This window comes from Aestuariivirga sp. (assembly GCF_965227715.1).
Lineage (GTDB): Bacteria > Pseudomonadota > Alphaproteobacteria > Rhizobiales > Aestuariivirgaceae > Aestuariivirga.
In genome coordinates this window covers 836,397-858,795 of record NZ_OZ245771.1, presented here as the reverse complement: position 1 = coordinate 858,795, position 22,399 = coordinate 836,397, and the positions used below count along the sequence as shown (strand labels likewise).

Below are 22,399 nucleotides of genomic sequence, written 5' to 3'. Positions count from 1 at the left end.
AAAATGAGAGTCGCACAAGCCGCACGCTCGCTGTTCCTGAAGGAATTCGTCACCGCCACGGTGCTGGCGATGCGCTATTTCTTTGCGCCCAAGGCGACCATCAACTACCCGAACGAGAAGGGTCCGCTGTCACCGCGCTTCCGGGGGGAGCATGCGCTTCGCCGGTATCCGAGCGGGGAAGAGCGCTGCATCGCCTGCAAGCTGTGCGAGGCCGTATGCCCCGCCGTCTGCATCACCATCGAGGCAGGCCCCCGCCGCAATGACGGCACGAGGCGCACCACCCGCTATGACATTGACATGGTGAAGTGCATCTATTGCGGCTATTGCCAGGAAGCCTGCCCGGTTGATGCGATCGTGCTCGGCCCCAATTTCGAATTCGCCACCGAGACCCGAGAAGAGCTGCTCTATGACAAGGAGAAGCTCTTGGCCAACGGCGACCGCTGGGAACGCGAGATCGCGCGGAACATCGCGATCGACGCGCCCTATCGCTGAAGGAGCCAACATGGTCACCGCACTGTTCTTCTACCTCTTCTCCGCCATCGCGGTCGCCTCCGCGGTGATGGTGATTTCATCCAGAAACCCGGTCCACTCCGTGCTGTTCCTCATCCTGTGCTTCTTCAACGCGGCGGGCCTCTTCGTGCTGCTGGGGGCGGAGTTCCTGGCGATGATCCTGGTCGTCGTCTATGTGGGCGCTGTGGCGGTTCTGTTCCTCTTCGTCGTCATGATGCTGGATGTGGACTTCGTCGAGCTGCGCCAGGGCATGCTGAACTATCTGCCCATCGGGGCGGTGATCGGCCTCATCGTGCTGGTGGAACTGGCACTTGCAGTGGGCGGCTGGGTGATTGCCCCCGCCAGCCTGCAGACGCGCGCCGCGCCGATGCCTTCCGGCATCACCAACACGGAAGCACTGGGCCGCGTTCTGTACACGGACTTCCTCTTCTACTTCCAGGTGGCCGGCCTCGTGCTGCTGGTCGCCATGGTGGGCGCCATCGTCCTCACGCTTCGCCACAAGGTGGGCGTCAAGCGCCAGAACATCTCGGAACAGGTGGCCCGTTCGCCCGCCACCGCCGTCGAGATCATCAAGGTAAAGCCGGGGCAGGGGATCTGAGCCATGGAAATCGGCCTTTCGCAATACCTGACCGTTGCCGCCATCCTCTTCACCGTCGGCATCTTCGGCATCTTCCTGAACCGCAAGAACGTGATCGTCATCCTGATGTCGATCGAGCTGATCCTGCTCGCCGTCAATATCAACCTCGTCGCCTTTTCCGTATTCCTGGGTGACCTTGTGGGCCAGGTCTTTGCACTTCTGGTGCTCACGGTTGCCGCCGGCGAAGCGGCAATCGGTCTTGCCATTCTCGTCACCTACTTCCGCAACCGCGGCACCATCGCGGTTGAAGACATCAATCTCATGAAGGGCTGACGGAAACCATGCACGCCGTCTTAACCGCCATCGTCTTCCTGCCGCTCGTCGGAGCACTTCTCGCGGGCCTTCTCGGTACCAAGGTCTTCAAGGGCCTCGGGTCTGACGCCGATGTCTATGGCGCGCACCACCACGATTCCCATAGTGCGCACGCCCATGACGACCACGGCCATGACGACCACGGCCATGGCGGACATTACCATGGCCCGATGTGGCCCATGTATCTGACAACGGCGCTGCTCTGCCTCGGCGCCATTCTCTCCTGGTATGTCTTCATCGGCTTCCTGCACGAGGCTGAGGTGGTGAAGATCCCCGTGCTTGCCTGGATCAATTCGGGCGCGCTGCAGGCCAATTGGGTGATCCGCGTCGACACGCTCACCGCCGTGATGCTGGTGGTGGTGAACACTGTTTCCGCACTCGTCCACATTTACTCGCTTGGCTATATGAGCCACGACGAGCATCAGCCGCGCTTCTTCGCCTATCTCTCGCTCTTCACCTTCGCCATGCTGATGCTGGTGACGGCGGATAATCTGGTCCAGATGTTCTTCGGCTGGGAAGGTGTGGGCCTTGCCTCCTATCTGCTGATCGGCTTCTGGTACACGCGCGACACGGCCAATGCCGCGGCCATGAAGGCCTTCATCGTCAACCGCGTAGGCGACTTCGGCTTTGCGCTTGGCATCTTCGGCTGCTTCCTGGTTTTCCAAACGGTCGATTTCGATACGATATTTGCGGCTGCACCCGGCGTTGCCGGCAAGACCATGCATTTCCTGTCCTGGGAGCCTGATACACTGACGGTGCTCTGCCTCCTCCTCTTCATGGGGGCGATGGGCAAGTCGGCACAGTTCCTGCTGCACACCTGGTTGCCGGACGCGATGGAAGGCCCGACGCCCGTGTCCGCCCTCATCCACGCCGCCACCATGGTGACGGCCGGCGTCTTCATGGTGGCCAGGCTCTCGCCCATGTTCGAGCTCGCTCCTTACGCCAAGGATTTCGTGGTCATCATCGGGGCGATCACGGCCGTCTTTGCGGCCTCCGTGGGCCTCGTCCAGAACGACATCAAGCGCGTCATCGCCTATTCTACCTGTTCGCAGCTTGGCTATATGTTCGTGGCACTTGGGGTTGGTGCCTATGGTGCGGGCGTGTTCCACCTCTTCACCCATGCCTTCTTCAAGGCGCTGCTGTTTTTGGGTTCGGGCTCCGTCATCCACGCCATGTCGGGCGAACAGGACATGCGCAAGATGGGGGGCTTGGGCCCCATGATCCGCATCACCTTCCTGATGATGATTATCGGCAATCTGGCGCTCACCGGCTTCCCGCTCACCTCCGGCTTCTATTCCAAGGACGCGATACTGGAAGCAGCCTGGGTTTCCGGCTGGGGCTTTGCCTTCTGGATGCTGCTGCTGGCGGCGCTTGGCACCTCCTTCTATTCCTGGCGCCTTGCCTTCATGACCTTCTCAGGGCCCTCGCACGCAAACCGCGAGACTCTCGAACACGTGCATGAAAGCCCCAATGTCATGCTGATCCCGCTTTATGTGCTTGCGATTGGCGCGCTGGCGGCGGGCTTCGTGTTCAAGGACTACTTTATCGGCCACGACTATGTGGCCTTCTGGGGCAAGTCGCTCGCCAATGGCGAGGTGATGCATGCCATGCATGAGGAGGGGGCCGTTCCCGAAATCGTGGCCTGGTCGCCCTTCATCGCCATGGTGCTGGGCTTCGTCATCGCCTGGGTGTTCTACATCCGCGACACCTCGCTTCCGAAGAAGCTTGCTGCGCAGAATGAACCCCTCTACCGCTTCCTGCTCAACAAATGGTATTTCGACGAAATCTATGATGCGATCTTCGTCCGCCCCGCCATGTGGCTCGGCCGCTTCCTGTGGAAGAAGGGCGATGGCTTCCTGATTGATGGTTTCGGGCCGGATGGTGTGACAGCCGTCGTGGGGGACGTCACGCGCGGCGTGGTCAGGTTGCAAACCGGCTACCTCTATCACTATGCCTTCGCCATGCTGATTGGTGTCGCCGCATTGATTTCCTGGTTCCTGTTCGGGGGCGCACACTGATGAGCTGGCCCATCCTTTCCGTCGTCACCTTCCTGCCGCTTCTTGGCGTGCTCTTCATCCTGATGGTGAAGGGCGAGGATGAGACGGCCTTGCGCAACATCCGCTGGGGCGCCTTCTGGACCACGGCCGTCACCTTCCTCCTGTCGCTCCTGATCTGGACGGGCTTCGATTTCAATGCCCAGGGTTTCCAGTTCGTGGAGCAACATTCATGGCTGGGTAGCGCCGCGACCTACCGCATGGGTGTCGATGGCATCTCCATGCCTTTCGTCATCCTCACCACCTTCCTCATGCCGATCTGCATTCTCGCCTCCTGGTTCGTGACCAAGCGGGTGAAGGAATACATGATCGCCTTCCTGGTGCTCGAGACGCTGATGATCGGCGTATTCTGCTCGCTGGACATCGTCTTGTTCTACCTGTTCTTCGAGGCAGGCCTGATCCCGATGTTCCTGATCATCGGCATCTGGGGCGGCCCGCGCCGGGTCTATGCCAGCTTCAAGTTCTTCCTCTACACGCTGCTCGGCTCCGTGCTCATGCTGCTCGCCATCATCTATATGTACTGGACGAGCGGCACGACGGACATTGCCCAGCTTCTCGCCAACCCCGGCTTCACGCCGGAAGCGCAGAAATGGCTGTGGCTCGCCTTCTTCGCCTCCTTCGCCGTGAAGATGCCGATGTGGCCGGTGCACACCTGGCTGCCGGACGCGCATGTGGAAGCACCGACCGCTGGCTCCGTCATCCTTGCCGCCATCCTGCTGAAGATGGGCGGCTACGGCTTCCTGCGCTTCTCGCTGCCCATGTTCCCGGACGCGAGCGTCTACTTCCAGGACTTCGTTTTCGCGCTCTCGGCGATTGCCATCGTATACACCTCGCTGGTGGCATTGATGCAGGAGGACATGAAGAAGCTCATCGCCTATTCCTCCGTCGCCCACATGGGCTTCGTGACCATGGGCATCTTCTCCCTGAACCGCCAGGGCATCGATGGCGCGATGTTCCAGATGATCAGCCATGGCCTCGTCTCCGGCGCGCTGTTCCTCTGTGTGGGCGTTGTCTATGACCGCATGCACACGCGTGAGATTGCGGCCTATGGCGGGCTCGTGAGCAACATGCCGCTCTATGCCTTCATCTTCATGGTCTTCACCATGGCCAATGTGGGCCTGCCCGGCACCAGCGGCTTCGTGGGCGAATTCCTCTCGCTCATGGGAGCGTTCAAGGCGAACACCTGGGTGGCCTTCGTCGCCACCTCAGGCGTCATCCTCTCGGCGGCTTATGCGCTCTGGCTCTACCGCCGCGTGGTCTTCGGCAAGCTGACCAAGCCCGCGCTGATGCATTTGCCCGATATCACCCCGCGTGAGCTTGCAACGCTTCTGCCGCTCATTCTGCTCACCGTGTTCTTCGGCGCCTATCCCGCGCCGATCCTGAACATTTTCGGCCCCTCGGTCGAATCCATCATCAAGCCGTTGAACGAGGCCGCCGCCGCCGCAGCACATGCGCTGGCGACTGCCTCGCTGCAGTAAGGACCAGCTCTCCATGTGGCTTCTCCAACAGGCCGATGCCGTTGCCGCGCTTCCCGAAGTGGTGCTGGCGATCTTGAGCCTTGCGCTCCTGATGCTCGGCGTCTTCCGCAAACAGGATGCATCCGACATCGTCACCATCGGTGCGCTGGTGGCGCTTGCCGTCACCGCACTCCTGGTGATCGCCGGCGGACCTGCCGAGGCCGAGGCCTTCCACGGCGCACTGCTGGTGGATACCTTCGCCCGAGTGATGAAGGTGCTGGCCCTGTTTGGCTCCGCCGCAGCACTGGTTCTCTCGGTGAGCTTCATGAAGCGGGATGGCTCGCAGCGCTTCGAATATCCGGTGCTCATTTTGCTCGCCACCATCGGCATGATGCTGATGATCTCGGCCAGCAATCTGATCGCGCTCTACATGGGCCTCGAGCTGCAGTCCCTGGCGCTCTATGTGCTGGCCGCCATCAACCGGGACTCGGCGCGGGCTTCCGAAGCGGGCCTCAAATATTTCGTCCTGGGCGCACTTTCTTCCGGCATGCTGCTTTATGGCGCCTCGCTGGTCTATGGCTTCACCGGCACCACCGCCTTCCCGGAAATCGCCAATTACCTCACCAACAATGGCGCCTCGATCGGCCTCATCTTCGGCCTCGTCTTCATCATCGCAGGCCTCGCCTTCAAGATTTCCGCCGTTCCCTTCCACATGTGGACGCCGGACGTCTATGAAGGGGCACCAACACCCGTCACCGCCTTCTTTGCCGCTGCACCCAAGGTGGCGGCGATGGCGCTCATTACCCGCACCATGATGGAGCCCTTCGGCGCCATCATGCCGGACTGGCAGCAGATCATCATTTTCGTCTCAATCGCGTCCATGGCCTTGGGTGCCTTTGCGGCGATTGGCCAGAGCAACATCAAACGCCTGCTGGCCTATTCTTCGATTGGCAACATGGGTTACGCGCTCGTAGGACTCGCGGCCGGAACCGAGCAGGGCGTTCAGGGTGTCGTCGTCTACATGATCATCTATATGATCATGACGCTCGGCTCCTTCGCCTGCGTGATCTCGATGCGCCGCAAGGGCTATATGGTGGAAGAGATCAGCGATCTCGCAGGGCTTGCCCGCAACAACAAGGCGCTCGCCTTCGTCTTCGCCATGCTCATGTTCTCGCTTGCCGGCATTCCGCCGCTCGCGGGCTTCTTCGCCAAGTATTTCGTATTCCTCGCCGCGGTGAAGGCGGGCCTCTATACGCTGGCGGTCATCGGCGTCGTCACCTCCGTGGTGGGCGCATATTATTATCTCCGCATCGTCAAGATCATGTATTTCGATGAGCCGAAGGAAGCCTTCGATGCAATGGACGGTGAGGTGAAACTCATCGCCTATGCGTCAGGCGCCTTCACGCTGCTCTTCGTCCTGCCATGGGTTGCCGCACCGGTGATCGAGGTTGCGGCCGCCGCGGCCAAGTCGCTCTATTGATCCTCGAGACGGGTCATCCGGTCCGGCATTTCGACCGGATCGATTCCACCAATCTCGAGGCGCGCAGGCTGTCGGAAGCCGGGGAATCAGGTCCCTTGTGGCTCTGGGCGGATGAGCAGACGCTGGGCCGCGGGCGGCTGGGCCGGAACTGGGTCAGTGCGCCCGGCAATCTCTATGCGACCTTCCTCTTTTCAATTGGCGCGGGTGCGGAGGCAGCAGCCCAGGTCAGCTTCGTTGCCGCGCTGGCCGTCCATGACACTGTGATGGCGCTGCGCCCGGCACTTGCGCCGCAAATCAAATGGCCCAATGACGTGCTGATCGGCGGCGCCAAATTCTGCGGCGTTCTGCCGGAAGTCGTCGGCAACATGCCGCTGAGGATCGCAATTGGCTGCGGTCTCAACATCGGCCATGCGCCTGAAGGCACGCCCTATCCCGTCACGGCCCTGGGCCAAGACCTCGCGATTGATAGGGTGTTGGCCGAGCTTGACCGCGCACTGTCCCTCCGCATCGCCCAATGGGATGAGGGCAGGGGCTTCGCCGCGATCCGCAGCGCCTGGTCCTCTCGCGCGCTGGGCGTGGGAGGCTCTGCCTCCGCAACCTTGGGAACAAGGCAACTGACTGGCATTTTCAGAGGATTGGCGGATGATGGCGCATTGGTCCTTGAACAGGCCGACGGCACACTGTCACCCATTCACGCGGGCGAAGTGCACTTCGCCGAACTCGAAGAATTGAGACGGAAGACAAGATGAACGCCAGGCGCCGCGCCGCACTCCCCGATGAACTCGTCTTCCTGCCGCTGGGCGGCACAGGCGAAATCGGCATGAACTGCTATTGCTACGGCTCAGGCCCGGCGGATGACCGCCACTGGCTGATGGTCGATCTGGGCGTCAAATTCGGTGATGACGCCGACCCGGGGATAGACGTCGTCCTGCCTGACGTGGGGTACATCACTGCCGAGAAATCGCAGCTCCACGGCCTTGTCCTCACCCATGCCCATGAGGATCATCTGGGGGCGGTCGCCTGGCTCTGGCCGCAGCTTCAGTGCCCCATCTACTGCACGCCCTTTGCCGCGCAGATTCTCGCGCTGAAGCTGAAGGAGGCGGGGCTCGACGAGCAGGTGAAGGTCCATGCGCTTCCTGTTGGTTCCAGGTTCCAGCTTGGTCCTTTCGCTTGCGAGTTTGTTGCCGTCACCCACTCCATTCCTGAACCCACGGCCCTCTTGATTGAAACAGCGCAGGGCAGGGTTCTCCACTCCGGTGACTGGAAGATCGACCGCACGCCGGTTCTCGGCCAGGGCATGGATGAACAGCGCTTGCGGGAGATCGGCCAGAAGGGCGTGGACGTCCTGATCTGCGATTCAACCAACGTCCTGCGCGAGGGTTTCTCGCCGTCCGAGAAGGACGTGGCGGAACGCATTTCCGCCATTGTGAAGCAGGCTGCGGGCCGCGTGGCGGTCACGACCTTCGCGTCCCATGTGGACCGGATCGCCACGGCAATCCGCGCCGCACGCGCCACGGGGCGCGAGGTGGTGATCGCTGGGCGCGCCATGCGCAACACCGTTGAGGCCGCCCGCCTTTGCGGCATGCTGACGGATGCAGGCCGCCTCCTCGATGAAGAGGAATTCGGTTATCTGCCGCCGGACAAGGTGATGCTGCTCTGCACGGGAAGCCAGGGAGAGCCACGTGCCGCCATCGCCAGGATCGCGGAAGACCAGCACCCGCATGTCTCCCTGGAAGAGGGTGACCTCGTGATCTTCTCCTCCCGGACCATTCCCGGAAATGAGAAGGAAGTGAGCCGCATTCTCAACAATCTGGCACGTCTCGAGATCGACGTGATCACGGGTGAGGATGATCTCGTCCATTCTTCCGGCCACCCGCGCCAGGGTGAGCTCGCGCTGCTTTATGAGTGGGTCAGACCTAAGGCCTTGATCCCCATGCATGGCGAACCCCGGCACCTGCGCGCCCACCGGGATTTCGCGCAATCCAAGGGTATCCGCGATGTGCTCATCCCCATGGACGGCAACATCATTCGCCTGGCGCCGGGTCCGCTGGACGATGTGGATGAAGCGCCCTGCGGCCGCCTCCATGTGGATGGCAGGCTGATCGTTCCCTCGGAGGACGGCCCCGCCCGGCAGCGCCGCAAGCTCTCCTTCGTCGGCATCGTCATCGTCACGGTGGCCATCAACAAGAGCCAGGATCTCGCAGCGGATATTGATCTCATCACCGATGGCATTCCCACAGGCCTCGATGGCGATCTGCTGGAGGCCGCCGAACGCGCCTTCAGCTCCACCCCCAAGCCCCGCCGCAAGGATCGCAACCAGCTCGCCGAAGCGATCCGCACCTCGGTGCGCCGCGCGGCGGATGCGATCTGGGGCAAGAAGCCCATCGTCAAAGTCACCGTGGTGCAAGTCTAGCAAACGCCCGCAGTCTGAAATGCTATAAGCCGCAGAATCATGAGCAAGCACGTTCCCCCGCCGCAAGGCCCCCGCGACATCGAGAAGATCGACCTCAAGGAAGCCCTTGAGGAGCGCTACCTCGCCTATGCCCTGTCCACCATCATGCACCGTGCATTGCCTGATGTGCGCGACGGCCTGAAGCCCGTGCACCGGCGGCTGTTGCATGTGATGCAGCTTCTGAGACTCGATCCCAACACGGCCTTCAAGAAATCCGCCAAGATCGTGGGTGACGTGATGGGCGGCTACCACCCTCATGGCGACCAGTCGATCTATGACGCGCTGGTGCGCCTCGCACAGGATTTCTCCTCGCGCTATCCGCTGGTGGACGGGCAGGGGAATTTCGGCAACATCGACGGGGATAGTGCCGCAGCCTACCGCTACACCGAAGCCCGCATGACGGAGGTGGCGAAACTCCTCCTCGAAGGGCTTGACGAGGATACGGTCGACTTCCGGCCCAATTACGATGGCTCGGTCCAGGAGCCCGTGGTGCTGCCGGGCGCGTTCCCCAACCTGCTCGCCAACGGCTCAACCGGCATCGCCGTGGGCATGGCAACCTCGATTCCGCCGCACAACGCAGCGGAGCTTTGCGATGCAGCTCTTCATCTGATCAAGTCTCCCAATGCCACGGATGAGAAGATCGTCCAGCTCGTGCAGGGTCCGGATTTTCCGACGGGCGGCATCATCATCGATGACCGCGCCTCGATCGCCGAAGCTTATAGAACCGGGCGCGGTTCCTTCCGCGTGCGCGCCCGCTGGTCCCAGGAGGAGCTGCCGCGCGGCACCTGGCAGATCGTCGTCACCGAGATTCCCTATCTGGTGCAGAAGAGCCGCCTGATCGAGAAGATCGCGGAGCTGATGTCCGCCAAGAAGCTGCCGTTGCTGGCCGACGTGCGGGATGAATCCGCGGAAGATGTCCGCCTCGTGCTGGAGCCGAAGAGCCGCACGATTGACCCCATGCTGATGATGGAGCAGCTGTTCCGCAACACGGAGCTCGAGGCCCGCATTCCCCTCAACATGAATGTGCTGAGCCATGGCAAGGTGCCGAAGGTGATGAGCCTCGCCCAGGTGCTGCGGGAGTGGCTCGACCACCGCAAGGAGGTGCTGGTTCGCCGCAGCAATTTCCGCTTGGCCGAAATCGCCCGCCGGCTCGAAATCCTTGAAGGCTATCTCGTCGCCTATCTCAATCTCGATGAGGTGATCCGCATCATCCGCGAGGAGGATGAGCCGAAGCCATCGCTGATGGCGCGCTTCTCGCTGTCGGACAATCAGGCAGAAGCCATTCTCAACATGCGTCTCCGCGCGCTGCGGAAGCTCGAGGAGATGGAAATCCGCGGCGAGCACGCAAAGCTCGTCAAGGAGCAGAAGGGCCTGAAAGCGCTTCTCAAGTCTGACGACGAGCAATGGTCCAAGATCTCGGAAGAGATCAGGGGCGTGAAGGAGAAATACTCCAAGAAGACGGTGCTCGGCCGCCGCCGCACCGACTTCTCCGAAGCCCCCGAAATCGACGCCGATTTCGAACAGGCCATGATCGAGAAGGAACCCGTCACCGTCGTTTGCTCGGACAAGGGCTGGATCCGCACCATGCGGGGCCACCTCGAAGATGTGTCCGGCCTCGCCTATAAGGATGGTGACAAGGGCCAGTTCATTTTTCATGCCATGTCGACGGACAAGGTCATGCTGTTCTCCTCCTCCGGCAAGTTCTTCACGCTCGATGTGGCGAAGCTACCGGGCGGCCGCGGCCATGGCGAGCCGGTGCGCCTGATGTGCGATCTCGATGCGGCGGATTCGATCGTTTCGCTCTTCGTGCACGTGCCCGGCACAAAGAGGCTTCTCGGCTCCACCGAAGGCGATGGCTTCATCGTCCCCGAAGATGAATGCGTGGCGACGACGCGAAAGGGCAAGCAGGTCCTGAACGTCAAGGCGCCCGTGGAAGCGTGCGTCTGCGTCGTGGTGCCGGAGGACGCGACCCACATCGCCACCATTGGCGAAAACCGCAAGATGGTCATCTTCAAGCGCAGCGATGTGCCGGAAATGGCTCGCGGCAAGGGCGTGCGCCTGCAGAAGTTCAAGGACGGGGGTCTAAGCGACGCACAGGCCTTCCGCCTGAAGGATGGCCTCACCTGGACGGACTCCTCCGGCCGCAATTTCGTGGTCACCGAACTGAAGGAATGGATCGGCGAGCGCGCCCAGGCCGGCCGCCTGCCGCCGAAGGGCTTCCCGCAGCGGAATAAATTCGTCTGAGGCCGGCAGTCTTCTGCGCCTCTCCGTTCCTCTCACCCCACGCATGTGGGGGAGAGGGGAGGGTGAGGGGGCCTCTCCACGGGGAGGTGTCCCGGATCGAGCCTCAGCCCTGCCGTGAGCCCCTTGACTCCTATCGCGGTACAACCTACCTACATTTTATGACTGACCGGTCAGTAACAAAGAAAACCCGCCGTCCGGAGGCCCGCCCGACAGAGATCCTTGCCGCGGCGTTGGATCTCTTCGCGGAAAAGGGCTTCTCTGCCACGCGGATGGAAGATGTGGCCGCCCGCGCTGGCCTCAGCAAGGCAGCGATCTATCTGTATTTCAAAGATAAAATGGCATTGCTCACGGCGCTGGTGAATGAGATGGCGGGCGCCAATCTCGCTGTGGCGCGGGGCATTGCCGAAAGCCACCAGGGGCCGGTTTCACCGCTCATTGCCACCATCCTCAGCTTCATGGGAGGACAGTTGCACAACACGCGCTTTCCGGAACTCCTGAAGATCGTGATTTCGGAGAGCCGGGCCCACCCGGACGTGGGCCGCCTCTATCTGGACAGCGTCATCCGCCAAGGGCTGCCGATGTTCGAAGCACTGATCAACCGCGGAATCGCTGCGGGGGAATTCCGGCAGGTCGATGCCGGCTTTGCCGTGAAGGCGATGCTCGGGCCCATACTGCTCGCCGCCATCTGGAAAACGGTGCTTGAGCCACTGGGGGCAGAGCCCCTCGATATCGAAGCCTATGCCGCGCAGCATGCGCAGGTCTTCCTGAAGGGCCTTCAGGCATGAAGCGGCTGGCCATTCCTCTCATCATCGTCGCACTCGCGGTCACGGCCTTCCTCTTCCGCCAGACGTGGCTCCCCCAGCCCCCCGGGCAGTTCAACTATCTGGGCTACGTCGAAGGCGAGACCACCATGATCGGCGGTCCTGTGGTAGGGCGGCTGGTCAGTGTCAGTGCTGAAAAGGGCCATCAGGTGAAAGCGGGCGATGTGCTCTTCGCGCTGGATCCGGCGCAGGCCAAGGCCGAGGTTGCCCGGGCCGAAGCCGCGGTGACGACGGCCAAGGCAAGCTATGACAATTTGCTGAGCGGCAAGCGGCCGGAAGAAATTGCCGTGATCAAGGCCCAGATCGCCCAGGCCGAGGCAAGCATGGGCCTTGCCCAGAAGGAACTCCAACGTGCCTCAACCCTCACCAGCACGGGTGCAGCGGCCCAGTCCCGGCTGGACCAGGCGCAGGAGCAGGTCAATCTCTATGAACAGCGGCTGGCGGAATTGCGCGCATCCGAGCAGGTGGCAGCCCTCCCGGCCCGCACCAGCGAGGTTGATGCCGCTTCATCCCGCATCAGGGAGGCCGAAGCCCAGCTTGAACAGGCGCGAGACAAGCTTACTGACCTGTCGCCCACGGCCCCGGCGGATGCACTGGTCGAGGATGTGTTCTTCAAAGCCGGTGAATGGGTAACGGCAGGCCAGCCCGTCGTGTCGCTCCTGAAGCCAAGGGACGTGACGCTGCGCTTCTTCGTGCCGGAAGCAGTGCTCGCCAAGGCGGTGCCGGGCGCCACCGTCAGCTTCCGCTGCGATGGCTGTGACGGGTTCAAATCCGCCACCATCGCCCATGTGGCGAGCGAACCGGAATACACGCCGCCGGTCATCTATTCCGAAGGCGCGCGCGCCAAGCTGGTCTATTTGGTCGAAGCCAAGCCCGAAGCGGGTGACGCGCAATTGAGGCCCGGCCTTCCGATCGAAGTCGAAGCGCTGCCATGACGGTTCCGGCCATCGATGTGCATGGGCTGGTCAAACGCTATGGCACCCGCACCGTCGTCGACCATGTCGATCTCAAGATCATGCCTGGCCGCATCTGCGGCTTTCTGGGCCCCAATGGTTCGGGAAAGACCACGACACTGCGCATGATCTGCGGTCTGCTCACGCCCGATGGCGGGGAGGGCACCTGCCTTGGCTTCGATATCATCAAGGAGCGTGATAAGGTGAAGGCCGAGGCCGGCTATATGACGCAGCGCTTCGGCCTCTATGAAGATCTCACCATCCGCCAGAATCTCGAATTCGTGGGCAGGCTCTACCGGCTGCGCAACCTCCGCCAGGTGGTGGATGAGGCTCTCGAACGCTTGGGTCTCGCCACGCGCCAGCATCAGCTGACGGGTGCGCTCTCGGGCGGCTGGAAGCAGCGCTTGGCACTCGCGGCCTGCGTTCTCCACCAGCCGAAGCTCCTCCTGCTGGATGAACCGACAGCAGGTGTGGATCCGAAGGCCCGCCGTGCCTTCTGGGATGAAATTCACACGCTTGCGTCAGAGGGAATAACCGTCCTCGTCTCCACCCACTACATGGATGAAGCCGAGCGCTGTCATGAGATCGCCTATATCGCCTATGGCCGGCTGATGGCCCGTGGCACCGCAGAGGAGATCATCGAGCAATCGGGTCTCGTGGCCCTGGTGGCCACCGGGCGCGGCGCGGACCGGCTGGCGCCCGAACTGCGCGATGTACCGGGGGTAACGGCTGCTGCCGCCTTCGGCACCACCCTCCACATCTGCGGTCCTGACCGGGAGGCGCTGTGGAGGACCGTGGCACCGTTTCGCCGCGAGGGACTGCATTGGGCGGAAGCCGCCCCCACGCTGGAAGACGTGTTCATCCACTTGATGGGCCAGGCGCGCGACAATGCGCAGGAGGATGCGTGAGGGATTTTCTCGCCAGGCTCTGGGCCATGATCATCAAGGAGGCGCTTCAGCTCCGCCGGGACAAGCCCACCTTCGCCATGATGTTCGTCGTCCCCATCATGCAGCTCATGCTGTTCGGTTTCGCCATCAACGCAGATCCCAAGGGGCTGCCCACAGCCGTGCTGATCTCGGAGCATTCCGAACTGGCCCGCAGCCTGGTCACCGCAATCGGCAACACCGGATATTTCACCATCACCCGCGAAGCGGCGACCGAAGCCGAGGCTGATTCACTGCTGCAGCGTGGAGACGTGCAGTTCGTCATCACCATTCCTGCCGACCTGACGCGCAAACTGGTGCGGGGCGAGCATCCGCAGCTGGCCATCGAGGCCGATGCGACGGACCCCGCAACGACGGGGCCCGCCATGAGCGCGGTGGCCCAGGCCGTAACACAGACCCTGTCGCGCGAGTTGAAAGGCCCGCTCGCGGGGCAAAGGCCGCGGGAAAGCCCGGTCGATCTCGTTCTCCACAAGCGCTACAACCCCGAAGGCATCACGCGCTACAACATCGTGCCAGGCCTTCTGGGCGTCATCCTCACCATGACCATGGTGATGATGACGGCACTGGCCGTCACCCGGGAACGTGAGCGCGGAACCATGGAGAACCTCCTTGCCATGCCCGTGCGCCCCATTGAGGTGATGGCCGGCAAAATCGCTCCCTATGTGCTGATCGGTGCGGTTCAGGTGACGGTCATCGTCACGGTGGCGCGGCTGCTGTTCGGCGTGCCGTTCGCCGGAAGCTTCGCGCTGTTTGCCGTGGCGACGCTGCTGTTCATCACCATCAACCTCGCCATCGGCTTTGCGTTCTCGACCCTTGCCCAGAACCAATTGCAGGCCATGCAGATGTCGACCTTCTTTCTTCTGCCTTCGATCTTGCTGTCGGGCTTCGCCTTTCCGTTTCGCGGCATGCCCGGCTGGGCGCAAGCCATCGGCGAAATGCTCCCGGCAACCCATTTCCTGCGCATCGTCCGGGGGGTGATGCTGAAGGATGCAACCGCAGCCCAGCTCTCGGAACAAATGGCCGTGATGGCGCTGATGCTGGTGGTCGTGGTGGCTGTCGCCGTCAGCCGCTACCGTGTGACACTCGACTAGCTGCAGCGCCTAATCCCCGTTAAGGTTGTATTATGCTCCTCGAATATAATGTGGGGCGTGCGGAGACGGTTTGCGGGACCAAAGAGGAATGGCAAGACGAAGTCAGTGGGTGTGTGATGGGCGTATCGTGGCCCCGCCCGTCGCCGAAGACGCCTTGACGGCGATGGTCGAGCGCGACCTGCTGCAGCGTGAAGGCTATGTGAAGATCAGCGAAAGCGAGCAGGGCACCACCGTCCGCTGGAGCATGTTCTCGCGCAATTGGTCTTCGCTTTTCTTCGCGGCCGAATGGCTGCAGAGCGCCTTTGGCCCGTTTCATCTACAGTATTATTCCGCCGGATGGTTCAATGAGCGCCACGAGCAGCCATGGGCCGCCGCCAACCGCATTCATCACCTCCTGCACAAGAGCGATGTCCATCTTTCGCAGACGGTTTATATTCACAAGGTGAAGGAAAACCGGCGGGACGTGCCGCCGCTTTTGCAGAAGGCGCTGGCCGAGAATTCGATCGATGAGGAATATTCGATCGACTGTGCCTATGATCCTTCTTCAGCCAAGTTCAGGGTGGCGCGCGTGGGGCCGCAATCGACGATTGCCAAGCTCTGGGGGCTCAATCCAGTGTCCTATCCCTGCCTCATCGGCCATTCATATGATGACGCCGTGAGCCGCATCTATCCGGAAGTCACACGCTCGGGCGAACCGCATTACGATCACATCTATGCGGCCATGGCCTCTGCCAAGGGAGACGTGATCTGGGTGCCCTACCAGCGCGTCGTGCTGCCGCTGGCGCAGGGCCGCAGCAAGAAGGCCGTCCGCGTCGTCACGGAATTGGCGAAGGTAGATATTTCCCCTCTGTAGCGGACATTTCTGCAATCGAGAATTCCATGTGGCGGCGGAGCGCGATGCCGATCCATTCCGCCTGTTCCGCACCATCCGGCTCCCACTCCCAGGTGAGAAAGCTCTGCTCCAAATGGCCATAGCCCATGCGCACCATATGGCCGCGTGTTGCCATGGACTGTCCGGTCAGCGCCCAGATTGCTTCGGGCTGCCATTTCACCATGGCCAGCAGCATGCCGATGCGCGGAAACAGCGGGAAGGCGCCCTTCACATGCTTGTCGATCCACAATTCGCCGTGATAGACGATCCGCCCACGGATCAAATGCGACAGCGAGTGTTCCGGCGGCATGACGGCCCGCGGAACGATCATTTCACGCCGCCTGGCGTAAAGTCCCATCATCCAGCCCAGCACCCATTCGGCGAGGTTGGGGTCGGCATCATCGAGGCGGAACGCCTGCAGGCCCACCGGCTTGCCGTCGCGGTCATCCAGGGCCATCCAGAAGCCGCGCTCGCCCAGGCTGCGCCCGGTTTGCAGGTCGAACATGGGAGACACGTCACTGTTGCGCAATTGCTGCCGCAGCCGTGCCAGCTCGGTGAAATCTGAAGACAGCCTGAAGGAAAAACCCTGGTCCTTGCCGGCCTCGATCAGGCTGGTGATGGCCTGCACCGTCCGGAGCGGGTCAACCAGCCCCGTGTCCCCGCCGAAGGGCTGAACGCCCTGCAAACCGATATTCAACGCATACATACCGTTTGACCCGGTTAACTCATGGTCTCCGGTTTTGAAACAATGTGAACGTTACGTCAATTAAATTTACCAATATAGTTTTACGTTATTCCCCCTCGGGACAGGCGCAGCCGCCACCAGCTGTGGGTGAGCAAGGTTGTGACGATGATCGCGCCGCCCTGCAGCACCTCGGTTGACGGCACCTCGCCGAACAGCAGCCAGATCCAGACGGGCGTCAGCACGGTTTCCAGCATGAAGAACATGCTCACATCCGCCGAAGGCAACACGCGCGGTCCCCGGGCCAGCAGAACGGTGGCCAGCGGAATGGCAACAAGGCCATTGAGACCAAGCCACAACCAGGCCGGCAGGCCCCAGGCTCCGGGTGCCAGTATGGCATCCAGCGAAACGCCGAACACCGTCAATGCCACCAGTGCCGAGGCCAGGCTGCCCAGGGCCAGGCTCGTTGCCACCTTTTTGCGCGTGGCCCGGATGATGGTGAAAATGGTGGCGGAACACAGGGCCGACGCGAAGGCCATTGCGTCTCCGGTCCAGTGGCCGGTGCTCAGGCCATGATAGGCGATAATTGCCGCCCCCAGAAATGCCAGCAGCGTCGCTACCCACGTGACAGGGTGGATGCGTTCGCCCAGCACGTAGCGGGACAAACCCGCCGCAAGTAGCGGCGTGAGGGCGATGATGAACACGACATTCGCCGCGCCCGTGTGGCTCACCGCCCCGATATAGGCCGTGTTCCCGATTGTGCTGATAAGGGCCACAGCCAGCCCCGCCCGCCCCGCGATGAAGGGTGGTGCCTCACGTCCTGAGAAGGCGGAAAGGGCCCAGGCGCCAGCGATTGCCGTGAACAGGAAAAGACCCCTGGTGAACACCATGGTCCACTGGTCCGCAAGCGACAGTCGCAGCAGTGGCAAGTCCAGGGTGAAGAGCAGGCCGCCGAGCCCCGTCAGAAATAAGGCCAGCCGGACCTGATGGGAGGAGGGCGGGCGCAAAATCGACATCAAATCCTACGCGGTTGCGGCGATTGCCGACTAGAAAGCCGATAAATGCCGTAAGGTCAACAGGGCTGCAATTGCCGCGTGAGACCGGCGTTTGCAAATGCAGAACAGACCGTACCATTGTGGTTCGGATGAAAAACACTCGCATAGGTTGATTCGTGCGGACCTTCAGGTCCTTACCGGTCCGGGCCCCGGAACAGGGTCCAGCCCTCTGCGGTAAGCCGTTCCTGCGGCAGGAAGCGGGACTTGTAGTCCATCTTGCGGGAGCCTCGCACCCAGTACCCCAGATAGAGATAGGGCAGGCCCAGCCGCTTCACCCGGGCAATGTTGTCGAGAATCATGAAGGTGCCTAGGCTGCGCTCGCCTTCGTCGGGCTCATAGAAGCTGTAGATCATCGAAATCCCGTCACCGAGAATATCGATGAGAACGGCGCCGACCAATCGGCCCCGTCCGCCCTCCTCATCGCGCACCCGGTATTCCACCAGCCGGCTGTCGACGAAATTGTCATCCACCATGGCGGAGAAATCCAGAACCGTCATATCCGCCATGCCGCCGTCACTGTGGCGCGAATCGATGTAGCCGCGGAACAGTGAATAATGTTCGGAGGTCGCCTGGCTCTTGGCCACGGTCCCGTCAATGTCGCTGTTGGCTTTCAGCGTGCGCCGGAAGCTGCGCGACGGCACGAAGGTGTTGACGGGCACCCGCACGGAAACGCAGGCGGCACAGCCGTCACAGGCGGGGCGATAGGCGATGTTTTGGCTGCGGCGGAATCCGCCCTGGCTCAGCTGCGTGTTGAGGCTGCGCGCATCATGGCCCACGAGATGCGTAAAGACCTTCCGCTCCACCCGGCCCGCAAGGTAAGGGCACGGCGACGGGGCCGTTATGAAGAACTGCGGGAAGTTCCGCCGCTCGATGCTCAACTCACCAGCTCCAAAATCACCTGGGTGGGGCACATAATGACATGTGTGGAAAGCCGCGCAAGGCTCAGCTGGGCCATGCGTTGATTCCGGCCCCCCGATGCCCTACGAGGAAAGCCTCATTGCGGCGGAGGCTAAAAGAAATGCGTGTGGCGTGGATCGGCTTGGGCGTGATGGGATATCCGATGGCAGGCCATCTCGTCACTCGCGGCGGACTGGACGTAACCGTCTACAACCGCACCGCGGCCAAGGCGGAGAAATGGTCGGAAACCTTCAAGGGCCCGGCCAGGGCAACCCCGGCCGAAGCCGCGAAAAATGCCGATTTCGTGTTCGCCTGCGTCGGCAATGACGATGATCTGCGAGACGTATCGATCGGTCCCGATGGCGCGTTTCAGGCGATGAAGGCGGGGGCCATCTTCATTGATCACACCACCGCCTCAGCCCTGGCCGCGCGCGAACTCCACAGCCACGCCAAGGCGAAAGGGCTGGGTTTCGTCGATGCTCCGGTCTCTGGCGGGCAGGCGGGGGCGGAAAATGGCGTGCTCACCGTCATGTGCGGCGGAGATCCGGAAGATTACGAAAAGGCCGAACCCCTGATCGCGCATTTCTCGCGCATGCGGAAGCTCTTAGGACCAGCGGGATCCGGCCAGCTTGCGAAGATGGTGAACCAGATCGCCATCGCGGGCCTCGTGCAGGGCCTCGCTGAAGCCATCAATTTCGGCATGAAGGCAGGGCTCGACATGGAGGCGGTGGTGGAGGTCATCTCCAAGGGCGCCGCCGGCTCCTGGCAGATGGAGAACCGCCACAAGACGATGATCCAGGGCAAATTCGGTTTCGGCTTCGCCGCCGACTGGATGCGCAAGGACCTAGGGATCTGCCTGGACGAATCCCGCCGCAACGGCGCACCACTTCCCGTCACGGCCCTGGTGGACCAATTCTATGCCGAAGTGCAGAAGCTGGGCGGCGGCCGCTGGGATACGTCCAGCCTGATCGCCAGGCTGCAGAACCTCGACAAGCGCTAGGCGGATCTGCGCGCCAACCGCGCTGTCAGCCTTTCAGCCCCTTCGCCACCTCAACGGCGAAATAGGTGAGGATCCCGTCCGCGCCGGCGCGCTTGAAGGACATCAGCGCCTCGGGGATCACTTTCTTGGGGTCCAGCCAGCCATTGTTGCAGGCCGCCATGATCATCGCGTATTCGCCGGACACCTGATAGGCAAATGTCGGCACCTTGAAGGTCTCCTTCACGCGGCGCACGATGTCGAGATAGGGCATGCCCGGCTTCACCATCACCATGTCTGCCCCTTCGGCCAGGTCGAGCGCCACTTCGCGCATGGCCTCGTCGGTGTTGGCAGGGTCCATCTGATAGGTGCGCTTGTCGCCGGTCAGCGTGCCGGAGGAGCCGACGGCATCCCGGAACGGCCCATAGAAGCCGCTCGCATATTTGGCGCTGTAGGCCATGATCTGCACATGGGAGAGGCTCTTGTCCTCGAGCCCGGACCTGATGCGCCCAATCCGCCCATCCATCATGTCCGACGGCGCGATGATGTCACAGCCCGCATCGGCCTGGACGAGGGACTGCTTCACCAGCGCCTCAAGTGTCGCATCGTTGAGGATGTGCTCTCCCTCCATCAACCCGTCATGCCCGTGGGACGTATAGGGATCGAGCGCCACATCGCACATGATGCCGATTTCCGGCACGGCCTTGCGGATCGCGCGCACGGCTTGGCACACGAGATTGGCGGGGTTGAACGCTTCCCGCGCATCCTCTGTGCGCAAGCTCCGCGGCGTGTTGGGAAAGAGCGCCACGGCGGGTATTCCGAGGTCAGCCGCCTCCTTCACCTTGTCGATCAGCAGATCGACGGAGTAGCGCGTAACGCCCGGCATGGAGGAGACGTCCTCGGTCCGGTTCTGGCCCTCGATCACGAACACCGGCCAGATCAGGTCATGCGGGGTCAGCGTGTTCTCGCGCACCAGCGCGCGCGCCCAGGGCGTACGGCGGTTGCGGCGCATGCGGAGGGCGGGAAAGGCGGAAGCGGTGTCAGGGCGATAGGTCATGCCCGATCATTAACAAGACCGGACGGGCGGATGCAACGGGATGCACGACATCTGATCACTGGCAGATGCGGTAGCCGCCCTTGCGCTGCAGAACGTCCACGTGGAAGTGGTCGCCGTGATAAGGGTCCGAGCCTGGCCCCAGCACCGTTGTGAAATGGCTGCACGCGGCCAGGCGGATGGCCCCCAGAAAGGAGCCGCCGGCAGTCAGGCGGACGGGCCCCACCATCGCATCGCCCCAGTTGCCCTGGCCCCCCACCGCAACTTTCGCCGTCTTGGCGAAGGAAAAGCCCGCCATGTCCAGCGCATTGGCCTTGCTGTGCTCGGACATCTTGCCGGACGAGGCATTGTTGCGGCGGCGGCAGGAGTAGGATGTGGCTGTGCGGATTTCGGTCACCTCCGTGCCCAGCCGCTTGCGAGCGGCGGGCTGCACGTCATTCTTGAGCCAGTCGTGGAGAGCAGCGGCCATGTTGCAGGTCAGCGTCGCGGGCGGCGCCAGTTTCACGCCGGCCACCCTGGTGACAAGCACGGGTGCGGGCGCACCGCAACCGCCCTCATGGCCAATCGGGTCGAGCGCTTTATAGGCAATGTCGCGCGATTCGAGCAGCTTGCCGCATTGGGCGCGTTCCGCAGTGATCTGATCGGAGGGCCAGGATTGCTTGTCCTTCGCGTCTGGGGCGGCAGGAGGTGAGGGCGCCGGTTCCGCCTTTGGGGACAGGCCTGGGCGAGGCTTGGGGATCGGCACCGCAATTGCCAGCAGCACGGGCGCGCGAAGGGGCGCCGGTTGAACCGGCCGCAGTCTGGGTTTTGGCACGTCATCCTTGTTGAGATTGGCGGATTGGCTGGGGGAGGGCGCCAGCGGCCGGGCCGTGGGTTTGGGAACCGATGCCCCCAGCGCAGGAGGCACAAGAAGGAGAGAAAGGCTGGCAATCAGGGCGGACGCGTTCACGGCCTTCATCTTCTTGACCCATCTCCAGAGGTTGCAAGGCGGCGTGCTACAGCCGAAAGCCCGCACAGCGGCCTGATGTTCCGCCGGGCGCTCCGTTTCAACCGGAACCAGTCCGGGGAAGACTCTGTAAACGCTAAACGCGATTACGCCAACTCTCTGAAAAACTAAGGGTATGTTTACTCAATCAATTGAGCGGGCCTTAAGCCCTCGCGCCCTAATCTCCGTTGCGAAGAGAGGGGCCGGCCGAACAGAAAAGGCCCCGTTCGAGGTGAGAGTGAACGTCATGCAAGTTGAACTCAAGGGGACTGCAAGGCCAGCCGCGGCCGAAGAGGGGAGCAATCCCGTCAAGCCTCGTTATCTCGATGCGCTCAACCTGATCGAGCGCCTGCACCGCCGCCTTCTCGAAGTCATCAAGGATGATTTCGAGCGCCATGGCGAACCGGAAGTGAACCCCGTGCAGGCTCTGCTTCTCTACAACATTGCCGATGCTGAACTGACGGCCGGCGAGCTGAAAAGCCGTGGCCATTATCAGGGCTCCAACGTCTCCTATAATCTGAAGCGCCTGGTGGAATCAGGCTACGTCCATCACGAGCGTTCCGCCTCGGACCGCCGTTCGGTCCGCGTCCGTCTCACGCCCAAGGGCCAGGCCATCCGCAACCGGGTGGATGCCCTCTATGACCGCCAGATGATGGCGGTCGAGCAGGTGGTGGGGTTGAGTGCTGATGAGCTGGAGCGCATCAACAAGTCCTTAGCCCGCCTTGAGCGCTACTGGACCGACCAGATTCTCTATCGCCTTTAGAGTTGGACCACCCTGCAAACGGGCCAACGGGCCGTGCTGTTGCCAAAAAGCCGCAGCACGGCCTGGAAGTCCGTCTGCCATCGGCCGAAACAAGCCGAAATCTCATTCTTGCCTCATTTCCGGGGCTTGTCGTGGCTGCATTGTGGCCCACTTTTGACGAG

General features: G+C 62.2%; 21 protein-coding genes. 16 read left to right on the top strand and 5 right to left on the bottom strand.

Annotated features, from left to right (window positions below; all coding sequences use genetic code 11):
* Positions 1-3 precede the first annotated feature (3 nt).
* The 14 genes from nuoI (at position 4) to ACO06F_RS04100 (ending at position 15,808) form a co-directional block, all read left to right on the top strand.
* Entirely contained in the window at positions 4-492 is a 489-nt protein-coding gene (gene nuoI, locus ACO06F_RS04165) for an NADH-quinone oxidoreductase subunit NuoI (RefSeq protein WP_421695430.1), read from the top strand.
* 10 nt (positions 493-502) lie between these two features.
* Positions 503-1,108, top strand: a complete 606-nt coding sequence (locus ACO06F_RS04160) for an NADH-quinone oxidoreductase subunit J (protein WP_421695429.1) — start codon at positions 503-505, stop codon at positions 1,106-1,108.
* A 3-nt stretch (positions 1,109-1,111) separates the two neighbouring features.
* A complete protein-coding gene (nuoK, locus tag ACO06F_RS04155; protein WP_421695428.1) occupies positions 1,112-1,420 on the top strand; it encodes an NADH-quinone oxidoreductase subunit NuoK in 309 nt (102 codons plus the stop codon).
* 8 nt (positions 1,421-1,428) lie between these two features.
* Positions 1,429-3,477, top strand: a complete 2,049-nt coding sequence (nuoL, locus tag ACO06F_RS04150) for an NADH-quinone oxidoreductase subunit L (protein ID WP_421695427.1) — start codon at positions 1,429-1,431, stop codon at positions 3,475-3,477.
* Positions 3,474-4,991, top strand: a complete 1,518-nt coding sequence (locus ACO06F_RS04145) for an NADH-quinone oxidoreductase subunit M (RefSeq protein ID WP_421696619.1) — start codon at positions 3,474-3,476, stop codon at positions 4,989-4,991. The genes nuoL and ACO06F_RS04145 overlap by 4 nt, the downstream gene beginning before the upstream one ends.
* 13 nt (positions 4,992-5,004) lie before the next feature.
* On the top strand, positions 5,005-6,450 hold the full coding sequence (nuoN, locus tag ACO06F_RS04140) for an NADH-quinone oxidoreductase subunit NuoN (RefSeq protein ID WP_421695426.1): 1,446 nt from the start codon (positions 5,005-5,007) through the stop codon (positions 6,448-6,450).
* Positions 6,447-7,199 (top strand): biotin--[acetyl-CoA-carboxylase] ligase, encoded by a 753-nt coding sequence (locus tag ACO06F_RS04135; RefSeq protein WP_421695425.1) that lies wholly within the window; start codon positions 6,447-6,449, stop codon positions 7,197-7,199. Before nuoN ends, ACO06F_RS04135 begins: the two co-directional genes overlap by 4 nt.
* The gene (locus tag ACO06F_RS04130; protein WP_421695424.1) at positions 7,196-8,863 is read left to right on the top strand and encodes a ribonuclease J; all 1,668 of its coding nucleotides are present in this window, start codon (positions 7,196-7,198) and stop codon (positions 8,861-8,863) included. Before ACO06F_RS04135 ends, ACO06F_RS04130 begins: the two co-directional genes overlap by 4 nt.
* Before the next feature lie 39 nt (positions 8,864-8,902).
* On the top strand, positions 8,903-11,146 hold the full coding sequence (parC, locus tag ACO06F_RS04125; protein WP_421695423.1) for a DNA topoisomerase IV subunit A: 2,244 nt from the start codon (positions 8,903-8,905) through the stop codon (positions 11,144-11,146).
* Between the two features lie 158 nt (positions 11,147-11,304).
* Entirely contained in the window at positions 11,305-11,931 is a 627-nt protein-coding gene (locus tag ACO06F_RS04120; RefSeq protein ID WP_421695422.1) for a TetR/AcrR family transcriptional regulator, read from the top strand.
* Entirely contained in the window at positions 11,928-12,902 is a 975-nt protein-coding gene (locus tag ACO06F_RS04115; protein ID WP_421695421.1) for an HlyD family secretion protein, read from the top strand. Before ACO06F_RS04120 ends, ACO06F_RS04115 begins: the two co-directional genes overlap by 4 nt.
* Positions 12,899-13,828 carry an ABC transporter ATP-binding protein gene (locus tag ACO06F_RS04110; RefSeq protein WP_421695420.1) on the top strand — a complete coding sequence of 310 codons (930 nt, stop codon included), beginning with the start codon at positions 12,899-12,901 and terminating at the stop codon, positions 13,826-13,828. Before ACO06F_RS04115 ends, ACO06F_RS04110 begins: the two co-directional genes overlap by 4 nt.
* A gap of 26 nt (positions 13,829-13,854) precedes the next feature.
* Positions 13,855-14,955 (top strand): ABC transporter permease, encoded by a 1,101-nt coding sequence (locus ACO06F_RS04105; RefSeq protein ID WP_421696618.1) that lies wholly within the window; start codon positions 13,855-13,857, stop codon positions 14,953-14,955.
* A gap of 127 nt (positions 14,956-15,082) precedes the next feature.
* Positions 15,083-15,808 carry a hypothetical protein gene (locus ACO06F_RS04100; RefSeq protein WP_421695419.1) on the top strand — a complete coding sequence of 242 codons (726 nt, stop codon included), beginning with the start codon at positions 15,083-15,085 and terminating at the stop codon, positions 15,806-15,808.
* Here the strand turns inward: ACO06F_RS04100 and ACO06F_RS04095 are convergent.
* The 3 genes from ACO06F_RS04095 to ACO06F_RS04085 form a co-directional block, all read right to left on the bottom strand.
* Positions 15,771-16,523, bottom strand: coding sequence for a hypothetical protein (locus ACO06F_RS04095; RefSeq protein WP_421695418.1), 753 nt, complete (start codon positions 16,521-16,523; stop codon positions 15,771-15,773). The genes ACO06F_RS04100 and ACO06F_RS04095 overlap by 38 nt on opposite strands.
* A gap of 89 nt (positions 16,524-16,612) precedes the next feature.
* Positions 16,613-17,524: a DMT family transporter gene (locus ACO06F_RS04090; protein WP_421695417.1), complete on the bottom strand. Its 912-nt coding sequence runs from the start codon at positions 17,522-17,524 to the stop codon at positions 16,613-16,615.
* Positions 17,525-17,697: 173 nt separating this feature from the next.
* Entirely contained in the window at positions 17,698-18,441 is a 744-nt protein-coding gene (locus tag ACO06F_RS04085) for an arginyltransferase (protein ID WP_421695416.1), read from the bottom strand.
* A 140-nt stretch (positions 18,442-18,581) separates the two neighbouring features.
* Here ACO06F_RS04085 and ACO06F_RS04080 point away from each other — a divergent pair, with 140 nt between their 5' ends.
* Positions 18,582-19,460, top strand: coding sequence for an NAD(P)-dependent oxidoreductase (locus ACO06F_RS04080; RefSeq protein ID WP_421695415.1), 879 nt, complete (start codon positions 18,582-18,584; stop codon positions 19,458-19,460).
* A 25-nt stretch (positions 19,461-19,485) separates the two neighbouring features.
* On the opposite strand, the gene hemB is transcribed toward ACO06F_RS04080, so the two are convergent.
* Both hemB and ACO06F_RS04070 read right to left on the bottom strand, forming a co-directional pair.
* Entirely contained in the window at positions 19,486-20,493 is a 1,008-nt protein-coding gene (hemB, locus tag ACO06F_RS04075; RefSeq protein WP_421695414.1) for a porphobilinogen synthase, read from the bottom strand.
* Positions 20,494-20,548: 55 nt separating this feature from the next.
* On the bottom strand, positions 20,549-21,448 hold the full coding sequence (locus tag ACO06F_RS04070; protein WP_421695413.1) for an extensin family protein: 900 nt from the start codon (positions 21,446-21,448) through the stop codon (positions 20,549-20,551).
* A gap of 274 nt (positions 21,449-21,722) precedes the next feature.
* On the opposite strand from ACO06F_RS04070, the gene ldtR reads away from it, so the two are divergent.
* Positions 21,723-22,238: a transcriptional regulator LdtR gene (gene ldtR, locus ACO06F_RS04065; RefSeq protein ID WP_421695412.1), complete on the top strand. Its 516-nt coding sequence runs from the start codon at positions 21,723-21,725 to the stop codon at positions 22,236-22,238.
* The last annotated feature ends 161 nt before the right edge of the window (positions 22,239-22,399 follow it).

Coding starts and splice junctions, on each gene's coding strand:
- nuoI (WP_421695430.1), top strand. CDS start 4: ATGAGAGTCGCACAAGCCGCACGCTCGCTGTTCCTGAAGGAATTCGTC.
- ACO06F_RS04160 (WP_421695429.1), top strand. CDS start 503: ATGGTCACCGCACTGTTCTTCTACCTCTTCTCCGCCATCGCGGTCGCC.
- nuoK (WP_421695428.1), top strand. CDS start 1,112: ATGGAAATCGGCCTTTCGCAATACCTGACCGTTGCCGCCATCCTCTTC.
- nuoL (WP_421695427.1), top strand. CDS start 1,429: ATGCACGCCGTCTTAACCGCCATCGTCTTCCTGCCGCTCGTCGGAGCA.
- nuoN (WP_421695426.1), top strand. CDS start 5,005: ATGTGGCTTCTCCAACAGGCCGATGCCGTTGCCGCGCTTCCCGAAGTG.
- ACO06F_RS04130 (WP_421695424.1), top strand. CDS start 7,196: ATGAACGCCAGGCGCCGCGCCGCACTCCCCGATGAACTCGTCTTCCTG.
- parC (WP_421695423.1), top strand. CDS start 8,903: ATGAGCAAGCACGTTCCCCCGCCGCAAGGCCCCCGCGACATCGAGAAG.
- ACO06F_RS04120 (WP_421695422.1), top strand. CDS start 11,305: ATGACTGACCGGTCAGTAACAAAGAAAACCCGCCGTCCGGAGGCCCGC.
- ACO06F_RS04115 (WP_421695421.1), top strand. CDS start 11,928: ATGAAGCGGCTGGCCATTCCTCTCATCATCGTCGCACTCGCGGTCACG.
- ACO06F_RS04110 (WP_421695420.1), top strand. CDS start 12,899: ATGACGGTTCCGGCCATCGATGTGCATGGGCTGGTCAAACGCTATGGC.
- ACO06F_RS04105 (WP_421696618.1), top strand. CDS start 13,855: ATGATCATCAAGGAGGCGCTTCAGCTCCGCCGGGACAAGCCCACCTTC.
- ACO06F_RS04090 (WP_421695417.1), bottom strand. CDS start 17,524: ATGTCGATTTTGCGCCCGCCCTCCTCCCATCAGGTCCGGCTGGCCTTA.
- ACO06F_RS04080 (WP_421695415.1), top strand. CDS start 18,582: ATGCGTGTGGCGTGGATCGGCTTGGGCGTGATGGGATATCCGATGGCA.
- hemB (WP_421695414.1), bottom strand. CDS start 20,493: ATGACCTATCGCCCTGACACCGCTTCCGCCTTTCCCGCCCTCCGCATG.
- ACO06F_RS04070 (WP_421695413.1), bottom strand. CDS start 21,448: ATGAAGGCCGTGAACGCGTCCGCCCTGATTGCCAGCCTTTCTCTCCTT.
- ldtR (WP_421695412.1), top strand. CDS start 21,723: ATGCAAGTTGAACTCAAGGGGACTGCAAGGCCAGCCGCGGCCGAAGAG.